Here is a 21,487-nt window from a genome sequence, read left to right on the forward strand (position 1 = left end):
AACCGAGCACAGCGATGGGTACGCATCCGGAGGTGGCCGCGCTGCTGGGGCGCAGTCACCGGATCGGCGCCGACCGGCGCAACACCAACTTCGGCGGGGGCAACGTCTCGGTCAAGGCCACCGGCGAGGACCCGGTCACCGGTACGCCGGTCGAGCTGATGTGGGTCAAGGGTTCCGGCGGCGACATCGGCACCCTCACCGAGGCCGGGTTGGCGGTGCTGCGACTCGACCGGCTCCGGGCCCTGGTCGACGTCTACCCGGGCGTCGAGCGCGAGGACGAGATGGTCGCCGCGTTCGACTACTGCCTGCACGGCAAGGGCGGCGCCGCGCCGTCGATCGACACCGCCATGCATGGCCTGGTCGACGTCGCCCACGTGGACCACCTGCACCCGGACGCCGGTATCGCGCTGGCCACCGCCGCCGACGGCGAGGAACTGACCCGACGTTGCTTCGGCGACCGGGTGGTCTGGGTGCCGTGGCGCCGGCCCGGCTTCCAGCTCGGCCTGGACATCGCCGCGCTGGCCCGGGACAACCCGCAGGCGATCGGGGTGATCCTCGGCGGGCACGGCATCACCGCCTGGGGCGCCACCAGCGAGGAGTGCGAGGCCCGGTCGCTGGAGATCATCGCCACCGCCGAGCGCTTCCTGGCCGAGCACGGCCGACCCGAGCCGTTCGGCCCGCTCCTGCCCGGTTACGGCGCCCTGCCGGCCGAGCAGCGCCGCGCCAAGGCCGCCGCCCTGGCCCCGGTCATCCGGGGCCTGGCCAGCACCGACGCCCGGCAGGTCGGGCACTTCACCGACGACGAGGCGGTGCTGGACTTCCTGGCCCGCACCGAACACCCCCGGCTCGCCGCGCTCGGCACCTCCTGCCCGGACCACTTCCTGCGGACCAAGGTCCGGCCGCTGGTGCTGGACCTGCCGGCGGACGCACCCCTGGAGCAGGCGGTGACCCGGCTGCGCGAGCTGCACGAGGCGTACCGCAAGGACTACCGGGCCTACTACGACCGGTACGCCGAGCCGGACTCCCCCGCCATCCGCGGTGCCGACCCGGCGATCGTCCTGGTTCCCGGCGTGGGCATGTTCAGCTTCGGCAAGGACAAGCAGACCGCGCGGGTGGCGGCCGAGTACTACCTGAACGCGGTCAACGTGATGCGGGGCGCCGAGGCGGTCTCCACGTACGCGCCGATCGACGAGTCGGAGAAGTTCCGGATCGAGTACTGGCTGCTCGAAGAGGCGAAGCTGCGCCGGCTGCCGGCACCGAAGCCGCTCGCCGGCCGGGTCGCGCTGGTCACCGGCGGCGGCTCCGGGATCGGGGCGGCGATCGCCCGCCGGCTCGGCGCCGAGGGTGCGGCCGTGGTGGTCGCCGACCGGGACGCGAACGCCGCCGCGACGGTCGCGGCCGAGATCGGCAACACCGACCGGGCCGTCCCGGTCACCGTGGACGTCACCGACGGCGCGGCGATCGAGGCCGCGTTCGCGTCGGCCGCGCTCGCCTTCGGCGGGGTCGACCTGGTGGTGAACAACGCCGGGCTGTCGGTGTCGAAGTCGCTGCTGGACACCACCGAGGCGGACTGGGACCTGCAGCACGACGTGATGGCCAAGGGTTCGTTCCTGGTCTCCCGGGCCGCCGCGCGGCTGCTGATCGAGCAGGGCACCGGCGGTGACCTCGTCTACATCGTCAGCAAGAACGCCGTCTTCGCCGGCCCGAACAACGTCGCGTACGGGGCGGCCAAGGCCGACCAGGCACACCAGGTACGCCTGCTCGCCGCCGAACTCGGCGCGTACGGCATTCGGGTCAACGGGGTCAACCCCGACGGGGTGGTCCGGGGCTCCGGCATCTTCGCCGGTGGCTGGGGCGCCAAGCGGGCCGCGGTGTACGGCGTACCGGAGGAGGAGTTGGGCGCCTTCTACGCCCAGCGGACCCTGCTGAAGCAGGAGGTGCTGCCGGAGCACGTGGCGAACGCGGTCTTCGCGCTCACCGGCGGGGACCTGTCGCACACCACCGGGCTGCACGTGCCGGTCGACGCCGGCGTGGCCGCCGCCTTCCTGCGCTGAGCCACGACGATGGACGAACAGCGATGAGGAGTAACGCGTCGAGGTCGGCGGCGGTCGCCGCGGTCGACCTCGGCGCGTCCAGTGGTCGGGTGATGCTCGCCGAGGTCGACCGGGACCGGGTCACGCTGACCGAGGCGCACCGGTTCGACAACGGCCCGGTACGCCTGCCCGACGCCCTGCACTGGGACGCGTTGCGGCTGTACGCCGAGACGTTGACCGGGTTGCGGACCGCCCTGGCCCGCCGCCCCGACCTGGCCAGTGTCGGGATCGACTCCTGGGCGGTCGACTACGGGCTGCTCGACCCGGACGGTGCGCTGCTCGGCAACCCGGTGCACTACCGCGACCGGCGTACCGACGGGGTGCCGGAGCGGGTGGTGGCGGCGCTCGGGGCGCAGCGGCTCTACCGGGTGACCGGGCTGCAACTGCTGCCGTTCAACACGTTGTTCCAGCTCACCGCGGCACTCGGTACGCCCGCCCTGGCGGCGGCGCACCGGATGCTGCTGGTTCCGGACCTGCTCTCGTACTGGCTGACGGGGGTGGCGGGCAGTGAGGTCACCAATGCCTCCACCACCCAGCTGCTGGACGTACGGACCCGCGAGTGGTCGACCGAGCTGATCGAACAGGCCGGTCTCCCGGCACGGATCTTCGGCCCGCTGCGCCGTCCGGGCGACCACGCCGGGGAGTTGCTGCCCGAGGTCGGGGAGGCGATCGGGGCGACCTGGCCGGTCCCGGTCATCACAGTCGGCTCGCACGACACCGCCTCGGCGGTGGTCGCGGTGCCCGCCGAGGGTGACCGGTTCGCCTTCATCTCCTGCGGCACCTGGTCCCTGGTCGGTCTGGAACTGACCGAGCCGGTGCTGTCCGGGGCGAGCCGGCGGGCGAACTTCAGCAACGAGGCCGGGGTCGACGGCACGATCCGCTACCTGCGCAACGTGATGGGCCTCTGGCTGCTCCAGGAGTCACTGCGCGCATGGCGGGCCGCCGGCCTGGACGTCGAGCTGACCGACCTGTTGGCAGAGGCGGCCCGGCGTCCGGCACTGGCCGCCGTGATCGACCCGGACGACCCGGAGTTCCTGCCGCCCGGTGACATGCCGGCCCGGATCACCGAGGCATGCGTACGGCTGGGGCAGCCGGCGCCGGCCGATCCGGCGGCGGTGGTCCGGTGCATCGTGGACAGCCTGGCGCTGGCCCACCGGGTCGCCGTCCGGCAGGCCCAGGAGTTGTCCGGTCGGGACGTCGACGTGGTGCACGTCGTCGGCGGCGGTGCCCGCAACGAGCTGCTCTGCCAGCTCACCGCCGACGCCTGCGGGCTGCCGGTGGTGGCCGGTCCGGTGGAGGCGACCGCGCTGGGCAACGCGCTGGTGCAGGCGCGGGCGCTCGGCGTACTCGATGGTGGGTTGGCCGATCTGCGGGCGGTGCCGCGCCGCGATCCGACGCTGCGGACGTACCGCCCGGCGCCCGGCGCCGCCGCGGCCTGGCAGGCGGCGGCGGACCGGATCGGCCGACCGGGCTGAGACCTCCCGCGGGAGGGGTGCCCGCGGGTACGGGAAGGGGGTGCCGTGTCTCGTGCGGTGGCACGGCACCCCGCCCCCCGATCGACCGTGACACGCCGTAAAACCACGCATTCGCGCCAACCACGACAGCAGGGCGGCGTCCAAGTGCGTCGAGCCACCCTCATCGAGCAACATGCCCACGAATATGCGGAAAGCGTACGGCGGCTCGGCGCGACCGCCGACGAGGCCGTCGCGGCGGTCCGGGCGGCCTTCGAGGCGTAGCCGAACCCGAACCCGCTGGGCGCGGGACGGCCCGGCTGGACATCGATCGTGGCCGGGGAGATTCGTCCGGGGGAAGACCTTGTTCCGGAACCGTCCCAAAGCATTGACTCTGGGCAATAGAAGAGTCAAAGTGATGCCAGAGAGCGCTCTCACTACCCAGTTCGACACTCGTCCGTAACCCGTCCGACACAAGCTCCGGTGCGACCGACGACGCCCGTTCGGCGCCGCCACCGGCACAGCGGAGTCGGGCGCCACCACACCCCACCTACGGACGTTGCACCGGTGGCGACTCCCACGCCGCTCTCCTGCCCATGCCCCGAAGGAGCCCCATGCACCCGGTCGCACCACCAACCCGTTCCAGACCACGCCGCCGCCTGCGCCTCGCCACCGTGCTCACCACACTCACCGCCCTCGTCGGCACCTACCTCGCGGTCGGCGTCGGCCCGGCCGCCGCCGCCGAGGTAACGCTCTCCCAGGGCCGTCCCGCCACCGCGTCCTCGGTCGAGGGCGGCTACGCCGCCAGCGCCGCCGTCGACGGCAACGGCGGAACCCGCTGGTCCAGCGCCTTCAGCGACCCGCAGTGGATCCAGGTCGACCTCGGCTCGGCCCGCGCGATCAGCCGGGTGGCGCTGAACTGGGAAGCCGCGTACGCCAGCGACTTCCGGATCCAGACCTCCAACGACGCGACCAACTGGACCACCATCCACACCACGGTCGCCGGCACCGGTGGCAGCAAGAGCATCGCCGTCTCCGGCAACGGCCGGTACGTCCGGCTGCACTCCACCAAGCGGGCCACCGCGTACGGAGTGTCGCTCTGGGAGTTCCAGGTGTTCGGTGACGACGGTGGCGCCCCGCCGACGCCCCCGCCGAACGGGCCGATCGTCCGGGTGGCCGAGTTCCTGGCCGACTGCCCGTTCACCCGCCGGCTGCCCGACGACCCGATCATCTACCCCGGTCTGGCCGGCGCCTCGCACATGCACAGCTTCTTCGGCAACCTGTCGACCGACGCCAACTCGGACTACACGAGCCTGGCCAACGCGTCCAGCAACTGCAACCCGTCGATCGACCTGTCGTCGTACTGGGTGCCGACGCTGTACAACAACAACGTGCCGGTGGAGCCGACCATCGTCACCTTCTACTACCTCGGTGAGGGCGTACGCGCCGACATAGTCGCGCAGACCCAACCGATGCCACTCGGCCTGAAGATCGTCGCCGGCAACGCCAAGGCCACCAGCGGCGACCAGAGCATCGCCCGCTGGTCCTGCCTGCACGCCGGACAGGTGCCACCGGGCAAGGACTTCGTCAACTGTCCGGCCGGCACGATGATGGAGTCGTACCTCGACTTCCCGCAGTGTTGGAACGGCCGTGACCTGGACTCGCCCGACCACAAGAGCCACATGGCGTACCCGGTCAACCAGGCCTGCCCGTCCACCCACCCGGTGCACGTGCCCAAGCTGCGCCAGGTCCTGCGTTATCCGGTGAACGGCAACCCGGCCAACTTCCGGCTGGCGTCCGGGCCCGGCTACACGATGCACGGCGACTTCTTCAACGTCTGGCCGGCCGCGGAGATGGAGCGGCGGGTTCTCAACTGCATCCGTCCGGTCATCAAGTGCGGACATGACGGAACCTACTGAACGTGATCCACTAGGTAGGGGATGACACCGACGGCGGGGCCCGGCGAGCCGGGTCCCGCCCCGGTCCGTCGCCGACCGCCGGCACCAGGGAGGACGAGATGACTTCGACCGTACGCGGCACGCTGCTGCTGACCCTGCTCGCCGTACTCCTCGGCGGTTGTGCCGACGGTGGCGACGGGCCGGCGGCCGGGTCCGGAGCCGGCGGACCGACGAGCCCGACCGCGACGGTCAGCCCGGCGGGCGCACCCGGGGCGGCCGGAGCGGCGGGGAACTTCAATCCGACCGACATCGCCTGGACCCAACTCATGATCGCGCTGGACGAGAAGACCCTGCTGCTGACCGATCTCACCCCGAAGCAGACCTCGGACAACGGCATCCGGGGCATGGCCGACCAGGTCGGCACGAACCACCGGGGCGAGCTGACCGGGCTGCGGAGCCTGTTGCAGCAGGCCAGCGTGGCGGAGAGCAACGAGCACGAGGGGCACGACATGCCCGGCATGGTGACCGCCGACGACCTGCGCGCGTTGACCGCCGCCAACGGTCCCGCGTTCGACCAGCTCTTCGTCAGCAACATGCGCGACCACCTGGAGCAGACCCTGCGGCTCGCCCGCGCGGTGGAGAAGTCCGGCAGCGAGCCGAACATCCGGGCGCTGGCCACCGAGATCGAGCGGACCCGGACCGCCCAGCTCGACCAGCTCGCCGCGATCGAGTCGCAGGGGCGCTGAGCCCGGACGCCCGCTCTCCGGGGCCGCGAGGACGTCGGGACCCACGGTACGGTCGGCGCCATGCCGAGGATCCTGGGGACCCGGACCTCAGGTAGTCGGGTTGATCGCCACCTTGAGCCAGCCGGGCTCCCGGCGGTCGAACTCCCGGTAGGCGTCGACGATGTCGCTCATCGGCTCCTCCTCGGTGACCAGTCCGGACGGGTCGACCGTGCCGTTGCCGATCATCTCGACCAGTTGCGGCAGGTAGTGGCGGTGGTTGGCGTTACCGGCCTTGATGGTCAGGTTCTTGTTCATCGCGATGCCGGTCGGGAACGATGTCATCGTCGGCGGGTACACCCCGAGGATGCCGAGCGTGCCGGCCTTGGCCAGGGCGTCGACCGCCCAACGCAGGGCCTGACCGGGTGCGTTGCCCGGCACCCAGTTGTCGTCCCGCGGGGCCGCGTGCGGGGACACGTCGGCCATCTCCCGGGCGATCAGCTCGGCCTGCCGGTCTGCCTGCGCGGCGGCCGGACCCCGGGTGGGGCGCTGCGAGTCGACGCCGACCGCGTCGATGGCCCGGTCCACCCCGATGCCGCCGGTCAGCTCCTCGATCACCGACACCGGGTCCTCGGCGCTGAAGTCGATCACCTCGGCGTGCTGGCCCTTGGCGGTGGCGAGCCGGTCCGGCACCTGATCGACCGCGATCACCCGGCCGGCGCCCTGTAGCTGCGCGGAGAGGATCGCCAGTTGCCCCACCGGTCCGCAGCCGAAGACGGCCACCGTGTCCCCGGCGGAGACGTCGGCGATCCGGGCCCCGAACCACGCGGTCGGGAAGATGTCCGACAGCAGGATCGCCTCGTCGTCGGAGACGTCGTCGGGGAGCGCGACCAGACCGTTGCTCGCGTACGGGATGCGGGCGTACTCGGCCTGGAGTCCGGCGAAGCCACCGGCGCTGTCCGGGGCGCCGTAGTACGCGGTGCCGGCGCGACGGCCACCGGGGTTCGCGTTGTCGCACTGGGCCTGATAACCGGCCCGGCAGTAGGAACAGAACCCGCAGGAGATGGTGGACGAGATCACCACCCGGTCGCCGGGTGAGAAGTTGCGGACCGCGCTGCCGACCTGGACCACCTCGCCGACGCCCTCGTGGCCGAGGATGCTGCCCTCCCGCAGGCCGGGTACGGTGCCCCGGGCAAAGTGCAGGTCGGTGCCACAGATGGCGCTTCCGGTTATCCGGACGATCGCGTCGGTCGGTTCCTCTATCCGCGGATCCGGAACCTCATCCAACCGGATATCACCGATACCGTGCCAGACCGCTGCCCTCATCGCCGAGCCCCTTCCCCCAGGTCCCAAGCTGTCCGTGGGGCCTACCCGACCCGCCGGCCGGAAAACCGTCGAGACCACGCGCGCCGGGTGACGGCGGTGCCGGGTGCGCGGCGACACCCCGGCGACGGCGTGTGCGCCGGGGTGCCCGCAGACGGCGGTGCCCCGGTCCATCGGGACCGGGGCACCATCGGGTCGGGCTCAGTCGAGCTGGGCCGGGGCTCAGCCGACCTGGGTCGGGGCGCTCAGCCGAGCTGGCTCTTGGCCTCCGAGATCAGCCGCTTGGCGCCTTCCTGCGGCGAGATCCGGCCGAAGATGACCTCGTCGTACACCCGCTGGAACTCGGCCTTCACCGCGCCACCGCCCTTGGGCTGGGCCGGCGGGGTCGGCAGGAGCTTGTCGGTCACCGAGCTCTCGAACTCGTAGACCAGCTTGTCGTTCTCGGCCAGGGTCGGCGCGAGCGCGTCGCGTACCTTGCCGTTCGCCGGCATGCCGCGGGAGACCGCGAGGACCTTGCCGGCCGCCTCGTCGTTGATCAGGAAGTCGATCAGCATCGCTGCCTGCTTCGGGTGCTCACTGCGCTCGGCCACGCTGTACGCCATGGCCATCGACGCGATCATGCCGCGCTTGTCGGTGTCGCTGGGCATCGGGGCGATCGCCAGCGGGGCGCCGTACGCGGAGATCATCGGGCTGAAGCTGGAGTCGTAGTTGACCTCCGCCGTGACGCCCTTCTTGATCAGCGAGGAGTTCTGCACCGAGCCGTCCATCTGGGTGGTCAGCTCGGCCGGGGCGAGCGCGCCGGCCTTGCGGTACTCACCGGTCATGGTCCAGAACTGGGCCAGGTCGCCCTCTTCGAAGCCGAGCTTGCCGTCGTCGGTGTAGATCTTCTTGCCGCGCTGCTGCAACCAGATGTCGAACCAGTCGATGGCGAAGCCGAAGTCACCGAAGCCGGCGACCTTGCCACCGCCCGCCTGGTTCAGCTTCTGGCCGGCCGCGAGCAGGTCGTTCCAGGTCCAGGTGGCGGTGGGGGCGGCCACGCCGGCCTTGCTCCAGAGCGCCGGGTCGTAGATGACACCCTGGGTGTTCTGCGCGATCGGGATGGCGTACGTCGCGTCGCCCACCTTGCCCGCGGGGAGCAGCGTGGGGGTCAGGTCACCGACCTTGAGGGTGCCGTCCTTGATGTACTTCTCGAGGTCGAGCAGGGCGTTGCGGTCGGCGTACTCGCGCAGGTAGGCGCGGTCCATCTGCACCACGTCCGGGGCGTCGCCGCCGGCGATCTGGGTGGAGAGCTTCTGGAAGTACGCGTCGAAGGCGCCGAACGAGGTCTGCACCTTGATGTCCGGGTACTTGGCCTCGAACAGGTCGATGGCCTCCTCGGTCACCTTCGCCCGGGCGTCGTTGCCCCACCAGGTGAACTGGAGGGTGACGGGGCCGTCGTCGGCCGCGTCGTCACCGCCGCCGCACGCGGCCAGCGGCAGGGCGAGCAGCGCCGACACGGCGACCGCGGCGGCCCGTGCGACGCGGTGGGCCCGACGGGTTCTGAACATAGGGGTTTCTCCTTCGCTGGGGGCGCGTGGAGCAGGGGGTAAGCGCTTGCCCGGCACGGGCGGCTTGGCCATATGAAACGGTTTAACTAGACCGGACGCTAGGTCCGCTCCACCCTCTTGTCAAGGGATGGTTACCAACCCGCGTCGCCTCTGTTACCTGGGCCAGCGCACGGTCTCGCCGACGCGGGTTGAATCGTTACATATTCTGTGGGTAGCCTCGCCCGCATGTCCCAGCCCACACCACCCACGGTGGCCCTGATCGGCGCGACCGGCTACGGCGCCCAGCACCGGGAGGCCATCGCCGCCCTGGAGCGGGCCGGCCGGGTCCGGCTGGTCGCCCTCTGCGACACCCGGCCACTGTCCGAAGAGGCCCCGGGGGTCGCCGTACACACCGATCACCGCGCGATGCTGGCCGCCGCCCGCCCGGACATCGTGGTGGTCAGCACCCCGCCGCACACGCACCTGCCGATCGCCCTGGACGCGGTCGCGGCCGGCGCCGACCTGCTGCTGGAGAAACCGCCGGTGACCAGCCTCGCCGACCACGACCTGCTCAGCCGGGCCCTGCGGGACGCGGGCCGGATCTGCCAGGTCGGCTTCCAGGCCCAGGGCTCGCACGCGCTGGCGGCACTGCGGGACGCGATCCGCGACGGGCGGCTCGGCGAAGTCACCGGTGTCGCCGCCGCCGGCACCTGGATCCGCGACGACGCCTACTACGACCGCTCCCCCTGGGCCGGCCGGCGCTCGGTCAACGGGCAACCGGTGGTCGACGGCGCCCTGGTCAACCCGTTCGCGCACACCCTGATGCTCGGTCTCGACCTGGTCCGGGCCGCCGCACCCGGCGCGGTGCCGACCCGGTTCACCCTGGAGCGGTACCGCACCCGGGAGATCGAGGTCGAGGACACCGCCTGCCTGCGGGTCGAGTTCTCCGCCGGGCCACCGCTGCTGATCGCGGTGACACTCAGCGCGGCCGGCTTCCGCGAGGGCGACATGCTGGTACACGGGACCAACGGGTCGGCGGTGCTGGAGTACCCGACCGACCGGCTGCTGTTCGGCCCGGACGAGGCGGCTCTCCCCGGCGCCGCCGCCGGCCTGGCGAGCGGCGACCGGACGGGGCTGCTGGCCAACCTGCTCGACCACCGGCGGGACCCGTCCGTCGCGCTGCTCGCCCCGCTCGACGCCACCCGCGACTTCACCGCGCTGGTCGAGGCGATCCTGACCGCGCCGGCACCCACCCCGGTCGCAGCCGAACACCTGCGCCAGCACCACGACACCGGCAGCCCGGCCTGGGTGATCGACGGCATCGACGCGGCGGTCACCACCGCCACCACCACCATGACCACGTACGCCAACCTCAACCTCCCCTGGACCACCTCCCCGTACACAGCCCCCCTCCCCCGACCCTGACACCCCGACGATCTTGCAGTTGTGGTGGCGCGCAAATCCGGATGAGCGCCCTGATTCGGGCACCACAACTGCAAGATCGTCGACGAGGTCGGCGGCGGCGTTCGCGGGTCTGTCGATACGGCGGTGGTGGGTGGGTAAATGCTCTAATGTCGAGCCGAAATTCGCAAAAGCGACTTGGTGCCTGCACCATGGGCCGGCTGGCAGGGGTGGACCGGGATGACCGCGCTGGCGGGCCGCGACGAACGTGAGACCCGCTCCCGATCCGGCTTCCGGGGCGACATCCAGGGCATGCGGGCCCTGGCGGTCGTACTGGTGCTGCTGTTCCACGTCGGACTCGGCGTACCCGGCGGTTTCGTCGGGGTGGACGTCTTTTTTGTCATCTCCGGTTTCCTGATCACCGGGCTGCTCCTCGCCGAACTGGAGCGCACCGGTCGGATCTCCCTGGTCCGGTTCTACGCCCGGCGCGCCAAACGGCTGCTGCCGGCGGCGTTCCTCGTCCTGGCCGGATCCCTGCTGCTCACCTACCTTTTCCTGCCCCGTACCCGGTGGGCCGACACCGGCTGGGACGTGGTGGCCAGCGGCGCGTACGTGATGAACTGGCGGCTGGCCACCCAGGCGGTCGACTACCTGGTCGCCGCCGAGGCCCCGAGCATCCTCCAGCACTACTGGTCGCTCGCCGTGGAGGAGCAGTTCTACCTGCTCTGGCCGCTGCTGCTGATCGTGGTCGGGGTCCACGCCGCGAAACGGTGGCCGGGGCACCTGCGCCACCGGCTGCTGCTCTGCCTCGGCCTGGTCGCGATCGCCTCGTTCGCCTGGTCGGTGTACCTCACCCGGAGCAATCCGGAGTCGGCCTTCTTCGTCACCACCACCAGGATCTGGGAACTGGCCGTCGGCGGCGGGCTGGCCATCCTGAGCCGGCAACTCGTCCGACTGCCCCGCCTCGCCGCCGCCGCTCTCGGGTGGGCCGGACTCGGCACCATCGTGCTGGCCGCCCTGCTGCTCGGCGAGACCAGCCCGTTCCCCGGCCACCTGGCCCTGCTGCCGACCCTCGGCGCGGCGGCGGTGATCGCCGCCGGGGTGGCCGGCCGGGCGGGACCTGCCCGGCTGCTCGACCGGCGGCCGATCCGAGCGGTCGGCGCGATCTCCTACTCGCTCTACCTGTGGCACTGGCCCCTGGTGGTCACCGCCGAGGCCCGCTTCGGGGAACTGGGCCTGTTCGGCGGACTGGTCGTGGTGGCGCTCTCGACCGCGCTGGCGGTGCTGACCTACCGGTACGTGGAGAACCCGTTCCGGACCAGGAGGGTCTTCAGTCGCCGGCCGCTGCTGGCACTGCAACTCGGCCTGGCCTGCACCGCAACCGCGGTGGTCATGGGCCTGCTGTTCCAGTTCACCGTCTGGCCGCCCCCGCGGGTCGGCCCCTCGGCCGCCCTGCCGCCCCAACCGAACGCCACCGCCGGCGGCACCCTGCCCACCGGCCCGCTCGGCGCCGCCGTACTCGGTGCGCAGCCGCGGCACGACCCGGCGGGCGAGCCGGTGGACCACGTCGACTCGATCTTCCCGGCGCCGCTCGCCGCCCGGAAGGACCTGCCGGACGTGTACGACAACAAGTGCCTGGTGAACCAGCAGGACAACGAGGTGCTCACCTGCGTGTACGGCAACCGCGAGTCCGACTTCACGGTGGCGCTCGCGGGCGACTCGCACGCCGCCCAGTGGCTGCCCGCCCTGCAGCCGATCGCCGAGGCGAACGGGTGGCGGCTGGTCACGTACATCAAGGCGGCCTGTCCGCTGATCGGCATCACCGTGATCCGGTCCGGTCGACCCAACTCCAGTTGTACCGAGTGGAACCGGACCGTCCGGTCCCGGCTGACCGGTGCGGAGCGACCCAGGCTCCTGCTCACCAGCAGTTCGCTCTACACCCCCGTACGCGACGGCCGGGCCCTGAGCGGCGAGGCGGGTCGGAGCGTACTGGCCGACGGGCTCGGGGAGACCTGGTCCGGGCTGGCACAGGCCGGGATCGCCACCGTCGTGCTGCGCGGCACTCCGCAGCCGGGTCTGGACGTGGTCGAGTGCGTGTCGGAGCACGGGGACCGGTTGACCGAGTGCGCCGTCGACCGGGACACCGCCGTGGCCGGGGTGGGACCGATCCAGGCGGAGGCGGCCACCGGGCTGACCGGGGTGCACCTGCTCGACCTCAACGACGCGATCTGTCCGGCCGACCGGTGTGCCGCGGTCATCGGCGGGATGCTGGTCTACCGGGACACCAACCACCTGACCGCGAGCTACGCCCGGAGCCTCTCCCCCCGGCTGCGCGTGGAACTCGACCGCGTACTGGCCTGAGCGCGTGCCGGCCCGAGCGCAACACCCGGCGCTCCCGACGTCCGGCGCTCCCGACGTCCGGCGCTCCCGACGTCCGGCGCTCTCGACGTCCGGCGTTCTGACCGGCGCGGATAAGCGGGGAATACCCTCCACAGTCCTCTAATATCAACTCGAAAGTGGGCATAGACGACTTAGCTTGTCCGTCCGGCGCCGGCGCGTAGGGGGTAGGCGAGATGACTCAGCTGGCGAGCCGGACCGGGCGCGAGGCCACCGGTCGGCCCGAGCGCCGAGGTGACATCGAGGGGCTGCGCGGGCTGGCAGTCGTACTGGTGCTGCTCTGTCATGCCGGGCCGTGGGTCGTACCCGGTGGATTTGTCGGGGTGGACGTCTTCTTCGTGATCTCCGGCTTCCTGGTCACCGGCCTGCTCGCCGACGAGTTGGACCGGACCGGGAAGATCGAGCTGGTCGAGCACTACGGCCGGCGGGTACGCCGACTGCTGCCCGCCGCACTGGTCGTCCTGTTCGCCACCCTGCCGCTGGCCTACCTGCTGCTCCCACGCTTCCGGTGGGCGGAAACCGGCTGGGACGTGGTCGCCAGCGGCCTGTGGGTGATGAACTGGCGGGCCGCCGGTGCCGGTGGTGACCAGGTCGGCGCCGACGCCTTCGCCAGCCCGACCCAGCACTTCTGGGCCCTCGCCGTCGGCGCGCAGTTCCACCTGATCTGGCCGGTGCTGCTGCTCGGCCTCGGACTCTGGGCCGCCCGTCGGGGCGGATCGACGCGCCGGTGGCTGCTGATCGGCGCCGGGGTGGTCGCCCTCCCCTCGTTCGTCTGGTCGGTCGTGTACAGCAACGGCGCAACGGCGGCGGCCTTCTTCGTCACCACCACCCGGGCCTGGGAACTGGCCCTCGGCGCCGGCCTGGCCCTGCTGACCAGGGCACCGGTCCGGCTCACCGGGCCGGTGGCCTCGGTACTCGGCTGGGGCGGGTTGGCCGCCATCGCACTGGCGGCGCTGCTGCTGGGCGAGGCGACACCGTACCCCGGTGTGGCGGCGCTGCTGCCCACGCTCGGTGCGGCGGCGGTGATCGCCGCCGGTGGCACCGGGCCGGGGCGGCTGCTGTCGCTGCGACCGGTACGCGCGGTCGGTGCGGTCGCCCTTCCGCTCTATCTCTGGCACTGGCCGCTGCTGGTGCTGGCAAACGCCCGGTTCGGGGACCTGCACCCCGTCGGCGCCCTGGCGGTCCTGCTCGCCGCCGCCGCGCTGGCGGTGCTCACCCACCGGTACGTGGAACGTCCCCTGCGTACGCCCGGGTTCTCCGCACCGTGGCAGGCCGGGCAGGCGCTGCGGATCGGTCTGCTCGGCACCACCACGGCGGTGGTCGCGGGTCTGCTCTTCCAGCTCACCGTCTGGCCACCACCGCCGCCGAACCCGGCCACCGGACTGGCCGCGCCACCGGCGAGCGCCAGCCCGACGCCCGCCCCCGCGCCGTCCGCACCGCAGGGGGCGGCGGTGCTCGGGGACGAGCCGCGCAGCAACAAGGCCGGTGAGCCGGTGGACCGGGTCGAGAAGATCGTGCCGGAGCCGGCGAAGGCCGGTGACGACCGACCCGAGGGGTACGACGACAAGTGCCTGACCCCGGCGCAGGAGAGCAAGGTGCGCTCCTGCGTGTACGGCGACCAGGAGTCCGCCTTCACCGTGGTGCTCGCCGGTGACTCGCACGCCGCCCAGTGGTTGCCCGCGTTGGAGCCGATCGCGCGGGCGAACAAGTGGAAGCTGGTGACGTACACGAAGGAGTCCTGTCCGCTGCTGGGCGCTGCGGTGGCGCGGGCGAAGCGGGCGTACCCGAGTTGCACGGAGTGGAACCGGTCGGTACGGACCAGGCTGACCGGCGACGACCAGCCCCAACTGCTGGTCACCAGCAGTGCGGCGCACACCCTGTTCGCCGACGGTTACGCCCTGACCGGCGAGTACGGCCGGACCGAGCTGATCGGGAGCTTCCGGGAGACCTGGTCGGAGCTGGCCGACGCGGACCTGCCCACGATCGTGCTGCGCGGCACCCCGCAGCCGGGGCGGGACGTGCCCGAATGCGTGACCGGGCACCGGCAGCGGCTGACCGAGTGCACCGCGAAGCGGGAGACCGCGCTGGCCGGGATCGGCCCGGTGCAGGAGAAGGCGGCGTCCGGGCTGGACGGCGTACACCTGATCAACCTCAACGACGCGATCTGCCCGGCCGCCCGGTGTGCCCCGGTGATCGGCGGGATTTTGGTCTACCGGGACAACGAGCACCTGACCGCCAGCTACGCGGCCAGCCTCTCCCCCCGGCTGCGCGCCGAACTCGACCGCGTCCTGGCCTGAGCCCGGCCGCCTACCTGGCTTCCATTACCGGCCCGCTGGCCCGGCCCCGCCTCACTCAAGGATCACGTTCGAACCACCGAACGTGATCTTCCCTTGCCAAGATCGGGTGCGGGCTGGTATTCACGTATCTATACCTATGCACCCCCACCATTTCCTGGAGCCGACCGGACCGGTCGGCTCTTTCGCAGCGCCGTCCAAGGAGGATCCCTTGCGTCTACCGGAGCGAACAGTGTTCGGCAACAGATGGCGGGTCATGCCCGCGTTCGCCACGGCCGTCGTGATCGCGGCCACGCTTCCCGGTGCCACCGCCGCCAGCGCCGCCCCCGACCAGGCGGCACCGGCGGCCCCTGCCGCCGCGACGGACTCGTCCGTCGACGAGCACAACCACGAGGCCAGGGACAAGGACAACCGCCGGGGTACGGCGAGCCCGAGCACCACCCAGCGCTCGCGCGCCGACAGGGTCGACTCCTCCGTACGGTGGAACGCGTTCGGCACCCCGCACGCGCTCGGTCCGGTCGACGCCGGCCTGGCCACCGGTCTCGCCGCCGACCCGGAGACCGCCGCCCGGCAGTACCTGCTGGCGCAGCGGGACCTGTTCGGTCTGGACGAAGCGGCCGTGGCGAGCATGGAGAAGCTGCTCGTCCGGCAGATCGGCACCGGTGCCGTGGTCACCCTTCGGCAGCGCTTCGGTGACCTGCCCGCCGGATTCGACGGTCTGGTCAGCATCGCCGTCGACCGGGGCACCGTGGTCCACGTCAGCTCCTCGCTCACCCGCGACACCAGCGCCCCGGCACCGCTGACCATCTCGGCCGACGAGGCGTACGCCGCCGCGCTCGCCGACGCCGGCCTGCGCGCCGACCAGGTGGCCAGCCACGACCTGCGCAAGGTCGCCGTGCCGACCCCGGTCGACGGCAACCGGGCCGCCTGGGAGGTGACGCTGATCGGCAAGGAGAGCACCGAGCCGACCGCGTTCACCACCTTCGTGGACGGTACGGACCACAGCGTCCTGGTCCGGGAGGACCTGGTCGACTACGACTCGGACAACCCGCAGTGGGCGGTCTTCCCGGCCAACCCGCCGAGCAAGACCAACCCGCGCCACGACGACCGGGTCACCTGGTGCTTCACCTGGACCTGGGGCTGCGAGAAGACGGTCCAGGACGCGGCCAGCGGCCAGGCCTGGGACGTCGACCTGGCCACCGGTGAGCCGACGCTGACCACCCGGGGCAACTCGGCGAACAACGTCGTCTCCTGGGGTGCCGGCACCCCGGTCGTGCCGGCCACGCCGAGCCCGACCCGCGACTACGACTACCCGTTCACCGACCAGTGGCGGCAGTCCAAGTGCAACCCGGAGGTGTTCACCTCGTTGCAGCGCAACGACATCGACGCCGCCACCGCGAACCTGTTCGCGATGCACAACCGGATGCACGACTGGGCGTACAAGCTCGGCTTCGACGAGGCGGCCTGGAACCTGCAGGCGGTCAACCTCACCGCCGAGGGCCTCGGCGGCGACGCCGAGCAGGGTCGCGCCCAGCAGGGCGCGCTGACCGGCAACCGGAACAACGCCAACCAGTCGACCCCGCGTGACGGGCTGCCGCCGAGCACCAACATGTACCTGTGGCAGCCGATCGCCGGTACGTCGTACCCGCCCTGCGTGGACGGTGACTACGACATGACGGTGATCGGGCACGAGTACGCCCACGCGATCACCAACCGCATGATCGGTGGACCGGACTCCGGCATCGGCGGCCACCAGGGCGGCGCGATGGGCGAGTCCTGGGGTGACCTGCTCGGTACCGAGTACCTGGTCCAGAACGGCTGGAAGCCGGCCGGGAAGAGCCCGTACATCGTCGGTGGTTACGTCACCGGCAACCTGGAGAGCGGCATCCGCAACTACGACCTCAGCCGCAGCCCGCTGAACTACTCCGACGTCGGCTACGCGCTGTCCGGTCCGGCGGTGCACGCCGACGGTGAGATCTGGGGCGCCACCAACCACCGGATCCGCTCGGCCCTGGTCGGCCGGTACGGCGACGGCAACGCCCTGACCCAGGCGGCCTGCGCCGAGGGCAAGCTGGCGGTCGACAGGTGCCCGGGTAACCGCCGCTGGACGCAGCTCGTCTTCGACTCGTTCCTGCTCCAGGCGGTCAGCCAGGTCAGCATGCTCGACATGCGGGACAACATGCTCGCCGCCGACGTGCTCCGCTTCGGTGGCCGCAACCAGGACCTCATCTGGAACGCGTTCGCCGAGTCGGGCATGGGCCGGGACGCGGCCACGGTCAACGCCGCGGACACCGACCCGACGCCGAGCTTCGCCTCGCCGCACGCCCGCAACGCCACGGTCACGCTCCGCCCGAAGGGCGACAGCGCGTCCGCACCGGTCCGGCTCTACGTCGGCGACTACGAGGCCCGCGCGGTCCCGATCGCGGACACCGACCCGGCCACCGCCCTGCCGGACACCTTCGAGATCGTGCCGGGCAAGGAGTTCTCCTTCCTGGCCGTCGCCCCCGGCTTCGGGCACTCCCGGTTCACCGAGAAGTTCTCCTCCGGCGAGCGGGAGAAGCTGGACCTGGACCTAGACCGCAACCTCGCCTCGCTGACCGCCGGTGCGGTGATCAGTGGTGACGGGGTCAACCTGGACCGGATCGCCGACGACACCGAGACGACCAACTGGGCGTCGCTGGACGGGGTCGCCGGCAAGCGGGTCACGGTCGACCTGCCCGGTGACCGGGCGCAGACCGTACGGCGGGTGAACGTGAGCGCGTACCTCCGGCCGGCGATCGCCGGTGACGTGGACACGGGCAGTCAGAACGCCCTGTCGGCGTTGCGGTCGTTCACCGTGCTCGCCTGTGACGAGCGCAGGGCGGACTGCACCGACGACGCCAGCTTCCGGAAGGTCTACACCAGCCGGTCGGACGCGTTCCCCGGTGGGGCGTTCCGGCCGTACACCCGGGAGCTGAACCTGCGGTCGTTCGAGATCCCGAAGACGACCGCGACCCACCTGCGGCTGGAGGTGACCGCCAGCCAGTGCACCGGCGGTCCGCTCTACGCCGGTGAGCAGGACAACGATCCGGCCACCGCGACCGACTGCACCGCCAACAGCCCGTTCCGGACCCAGGTCCGGATCGCGGAGTTCCAGGCGTTCGAGCGGTAGTGGTGAAGTGACGGGTCCGCCTCCGGCCGCTCCCCCGGCCGAAGGCGGACCCGTACCCGGTGTGCCGCGGTCGGGGGCACGACCGGAGGAGGTCGGTGCGGCAACCGGGGGTCAGTGGTACGTCAGCGACGGCGCCAGACCGGAACGGTGGGCTCGTCGGTCTGCCAGACCGGTCGGCCGTAACCCGCACCCGGGTCCGCACCCAGGTCGATGGCGCCGTCGGCACCGGAGTCGGCGCGACGGCGGCGACGACGGAACGGTCCTCCGCCGGAACGGCCGGCTCGTTGGGCGCCCCGGCCGAGGGCCCGACCGGCTCCGCCGGTGACCGCGCCGAGGAGCCGGTGCCGGACCCGCATCAGCAGCCCGACGCCGAGGAAGAGCAGCAACGCCCCGGTCAGGAAGCCGACCTGGACCAGTCCCAGTCCGCCGGAGTTCGCGGCGGGATCGGGGCGACCGCCGCCGGTTCCGGAGGCCACCACGGGCTCTTCCGTCGGCACCGGGATCAGCTCGTTCGGCTGCTCGTCCTCGGCCGACTCCTCCGGTGCCGCCTCGGTTGCCTCCGGTGACGGGGATGCGGTGGTGCGGGTGGCCGACGGGGTGGCCCTGGCCCGGTTGCCGGCCACCGTACGGGTGGCGGATCCGCTGGCCAGTAGGCGTGACCGGGCGTCGAACGCCTCGGCGGTCACGGTGACCCGGCCGCCGGCAGCCTCCGCACCGAAGGCGATCCGGTAGCGCGCGGTGACCGTCCGGTCCCGGCAGAGTTCGCCGGGGTCGAAATCGTTGTCGGTCAGCCGGGCCGTGTCGCCGTCGGCCCGCACCTGTACGGGGAACGACCCGGTCTCCTCGACCCGGTCGACCCGTACCTGGTCCAGCCGGAGCCCGGCCACCCGCAGCACCAGTGACCAGCGGACCTTGCGGCACTCGCCGCGCTCGCTGGTGCCCACCACCGCCGAGATGGTCGCCGGGTCACCACCCGCGGTGAACTGACCGGGCAGGTCGAGCCGGGTGTCGAACCCCGGCGCCGCGCTGACCGGTGTGCCGGTGGCGAGCAGTCCCACCCCGGTCACCCCCGCCAGTACGACACCCAGCCGGCCGATGATCTGCCGCACCGCCACCACCGCCTCCATTCACGTACACCTATTGGTTTCGGTGATCCGATTACTCCCCGCAACGCTAGAACGGGATCAGGCAGCCGGAAAGGGGCGTAAGTCAGCACCCAGCGCCAATGAAACCCCCTACTTTCACCGACAGTGTTGAACCGGTAACCCAACCCCCGCGACACGCCGGCAGCACCGGCCCGGCACAATCCGGGTGGTGTCCGAAACCTCGGCGGCGTTCGTCCGCCTGCACGCCCGGCTGACCCCGGTCGCCTTCGTCCCGGAGGTCCTGCTGCACCAGGCCGACGAACCGATCGGTCTGTGGCAGCTCACCGAGGGTGAGTTCCGCAGCGAACAACCGCCACCGTTCTGGGCCTTCGCCTGGGCCGGCGGCCAGGCCCTCGCCCGCTACCTGCTCGACCATCCGGACGAGGTGGCCGGTCGCCGGGTGCTCGACTTCGCCTCCGGCTCCGGTCTGGTCGCCATCGCCGCCGCCCGCGCCGGCGCCCGGCACGTACGCGCGGTCGAGATCGACGAGCGGGCCGGCGCCGCGATCGAGCTGAACGCGCGGGCCAACGACGTACCGGTGGACATCACCGTCGCCGACATCCTCGACGACGACTGGGCCGGTGACGCCGACCTCGTGCTCGCCGGGGACGTCTTCTACAGCCAGGCGATGGCCAACCGGGTGCTGCGCTTCCTGCTCCGCGCCGCCCGTGGCGGGGCGCGGGTGCTGGTCGGTGACCCGGACCGGGCGTTCCTGCCCCGCGGCCGGTTCGGCAAACTGGCCGCGTACGACGTGCCGGTCCCGCCCGCGCTGGAGAGCGTACGGGTGAAGCCCACCACGGTCTGGGAGCTTGACCCCGGTCGGCCGGGTGCCGCTGGGTAGCGTGTCGCCGTGTTGTTCCGCAGCTGGGCGGCGGGGACGGTGGACCGGCCGTGGCCGGACGTCGCCACCGTCGCCGACCACGTCGACGTCGACCACCTGGTGGTGACCCGGCACGCCCTGGTCCGCCAGGTGCTCGCCGACCCGCAGACGTACCGGCCGGACAACGCGCTGGACGCGATGAGTCCGATACCGATCGCCGCCCTGCGGGTCCTGGCCGGGTACGGGTTCCGGCTGCCCCCGACGCTGGCGAACAACAGTGGACACAGCCACCCGGCGATCCGGACGATCGTCGCCGACGCCCTGCACCCGAAGCGGGTCGCCGAGCAGCAGGAATGGCTGACCGGCGTGGTCCGTACGCGGGTCGCCCGGCTCTCCGCCGAGCTGGTCGCCGGCCAACCGGTCGACCTGTACGCCGACCTCGCCGCCGACCTGCCGCTGCTGGTCCTGGCCCGGCTGGTCGACCTACCGGACGCCCGGATCGACGTCGTCAAGGAGTTCACCCGGGCGGCACTCGAACTGTTCTGGGCCCCGGTCGACGCCGTACGCCAACAGCACCTCGCCGCGATCGTCGGCCGCTTCCACACGGTCCTGCGGGAGTTCGCGACCACCGGATCCGGGCTCGCCGCCCGGTTGCGCGACGCCGGCCACCCCACGGACGTGGTGGTCGGCGCCCTGTTCTTCCTGCTGGTCGCCGGGCAGGAGACCACGTCGCAGTTCCTGACCCTGCTGCTGCACCGGCTCACCGGGGAGCCGGAGGTGCTGCGCGGGCTGACCGACGGCACGGTCGAGGTGGCCGACGTGGTGGAGGAGGGACTGCGACTGGAGCCCCCGATCGTCACCTGGCGTCGGGTCGCCGCCCGGGACACCACCCTCGGCGGGGTCGACGTACCGGCGGGGCGCAGCGTCGTACTCTGGCTCGCCCGTGCCGGCCGTGACCCGGCGGTGGTCGACGAGCCGGAGGAGTTCCGGCCCGGCCAGCCCGGCTCCCGCCGGCACCTCGCCTTCGGTGCCGGCGCGCACCGTTGCGTCGGCGCCCAGCTCACCCGGATGGAAGCCGCCGTCGTGGTCGCCGAAACCGCCCCGCTGCTGCGCGACGCCACCGTCCTGCGCGAGCCCTGGTGCCCCGACAACCTCTCCTTCCGCATGCCCGACGCCCTGGTCATCGCCCGTCCGGCCTAGTACCGGCGACGACCGGGCCTGACGAAGGTCAGGACCGCCTGGTGCCGTTCGGGTGCATCGCCCGAC

General features: G+C 72.0%; 13 protein-coding genes. 10 read left to right on the forward strand and 3 right to left on the reverse strand.

Annotation, left to right across the window (positions count from 1 at the left end):
* Positions 1-14: 14 nt before the first annotated feature.
* The 4 genes from OIE47_RS03645 (at position 15) to OIE47_RS03660 (ending at position 6,188) form a co-directional block, all read left to right on the forward strand.
* On the forward strand, positions 15-2,054 hold the full coding sequence (locus OIE47_RS03645; protein ID WP_326560058.1) for a bifunctional aldolase/short-chain dehydrogenase: 2,040 nt from the start codon (positions 15-17) through the stop codon (positions 2,052-2,054).
* Between the two features lie 23 nt (positions 2,055-2,077).
* Positions 2,078-3,568 carry a rhamnulokinase gene (locus OIE47_RS03650; RefSeq protein WP_326560059.1) on the forward strand — a complete coding sequence of 497 codons (1,491 nt, stop codon included), beginning with the start codon at positions 2,078-2,080 and terminating at the stop codon, positions 3,566-3,568.
* Positions 3,569-4,158: 590 nt separating this feature from the next.
* Positions 4,159-5,463: a DUF1996 domain-containing protein gene (locus OIE47_RS03655; protein ID WP_326560060.1), complete on the forward strand. Its 1,305-nt coding sequence runs from the start codon at positions 4,159-4,161 to the stop codon at positions 5,461-5,463.
* A 98-nt stretch (positions 5,464-5,561) separates the two neighbouring features.
* The gene (locus tag OIE47_RS03660; RefSeq protein WP_326560061.1) at positions 5,562-6,188 is read left to right on the forward strand and encodes a DUF305 domain-containing protein; all 627 of its coding nucleotides are present in this window, start codon (positions 5,562-5,564) and stop codon (positions 6,186-6,188) included.
* Positions 6,189-6,275: 87 nt separating this feature from the next.
* Here OIE47_RS03660 and OIE47_RS03665 read toward each other — a convergent pair whose 3' ends face one another.
* Both OIE47_RS03665 and OIE47_RS03670 read right to left on the reverse strand, forming a co-directional pair.
* A complete protein-coding gene (locus tag OIE47_RS03665) occupies positions 6,276-7,490 on the reverse strand; it encodes a zinc-dependent alcohol dehydrogenase (protein ID WP_326560062.1) in 1,215 nt (404 codons plus the stop codon).
* A gap of 242 nt (positions 7,491-7,732) precedes the next feature.
* Positions 7,733-9,034 carry an ABC transporter substrate-binding protein gene (locus tag OIE47_RS03670; protein ID WP_326560063.1) on the reverse strand — a complete coding sequence of 434 codons (1,302 nt, stop codon included), beginning with the start codon at positions 9,032-9,034 and terminating at the stop codon, positions 7,733-7,735.
* A 225-nt stretch (positions 9,035-9,259) separates the two neighbouring features.
* Here OIE47_RS03670 and OIE47_RS03675 point away from each other — a divergent pair, with 225 nt between their 5' ends.
* From OIE47_RS03675 to OIE47_RS03690, 4 genes are all read left to right on the forward strand, one after another.
* Positions 9,260-10,438, forward strand: a complete 1,179-nt coding sequence (locus tag OIE47_RS03675) for a Gfo/Idh/MocA family protein (RefSeq protein WP_326560064.1) — start codon at positions 9,260-9,262, stop codon at positions 10,436-10,438.
* A gap of 216 nt (positions 10,439-10,654) precedes the next feature.
* Complete coding sequence (locus tag OIE47_RS03680) at positions 10,655-12,775, forward strand: acyltransferase family protein (RefSeq protein ID WP_326560065.1); 2,121 nt, start codon at positions 10,655-10,657, stop codon at positions 12,773-12,775.
* Between the two features lie 212 nt (positions 12,776-12,987).
* Complete coding sequence (locus tag OIE47_RS03685) at positions 12,988-15,108, forward strand: acyltransferase family protein (RefSeq protein WP_326560066.1); 2,121 nt, start codon at positions 12,988-12,990, stop codon at positions 15,106-15,108.
* A gap of 229 nt (positions 15,109-15,337) precedes the next feature.
* Positions 15,338-18,256 carry a M36 family metallopeptidase gene (locus tag OIE47_RS03690; RefSeq protein WP_326560067.1) on the forward strand — a complete coding sequence of 973 codons (2,919 nt, stop codon included), beginning with the start codon at positions 15,338-15,340 and terminating at the stop codon, positions 18,254-18,256.
* Positions 18,257-18,378: 122 nt separating this feature from the next.
* Here OIE47_RS03690 and OIE47_RS03695 read toward each other — a convergent pair whose 3' ends face one another.
* Positions 18,379-19,383: a hypothetical protein gene (locus OIE47_RS03695; RefSeq protein ID WP_326560068.1), complete on the reverse strand. Its 1,005-nt coding sequence runs from the start codon at positions 19,381-19,383 to the stop codon at positions 18,379-18,381.
* Between the two features lie 187 nt (positions 19,384-19,570).
* Between OIE47_RS03695 and OIE47_RS03700 the strand changes: the two genes are divergently transcribed.
* Together OIE47_RS03700 and OIE47_RS03705 are read left to right on the forward strand one after the other, a co-directional pair.
* On the forward strand, positions 19,571-20,242 hold the full coding sequence (locus tag OIE47_RS03700; RefSeq protein ID WP_326560069.1) for a class I SAM-dependent methyltransferase: 672 nt from the start codon (positions 19,571-19,573) through the stop codon (positions 20,240-20,242).
* A gap of 9 nt (positions 20,243-20,251) precedes the next feature.
* Entirely contained in the window at positions 20,252-21,421 is a 1,170-nt protein-coding gene (locus tag OIE47_RS03705; RefSeq protein WP_326560070.1) for a cytochrome P450, read from the forward strand.
* Positions 21,422-21,487: the final 66 nt, after the last annotated feature.

Source organism: Micromonospora sp. NBC_01796, assembly GCF_035917455.1.
Lineage (GTDB): Bacteria > Actinomycetota > Actinomycetes > Mycobacteriales > Micromonosporaceae > Micromonospora_G.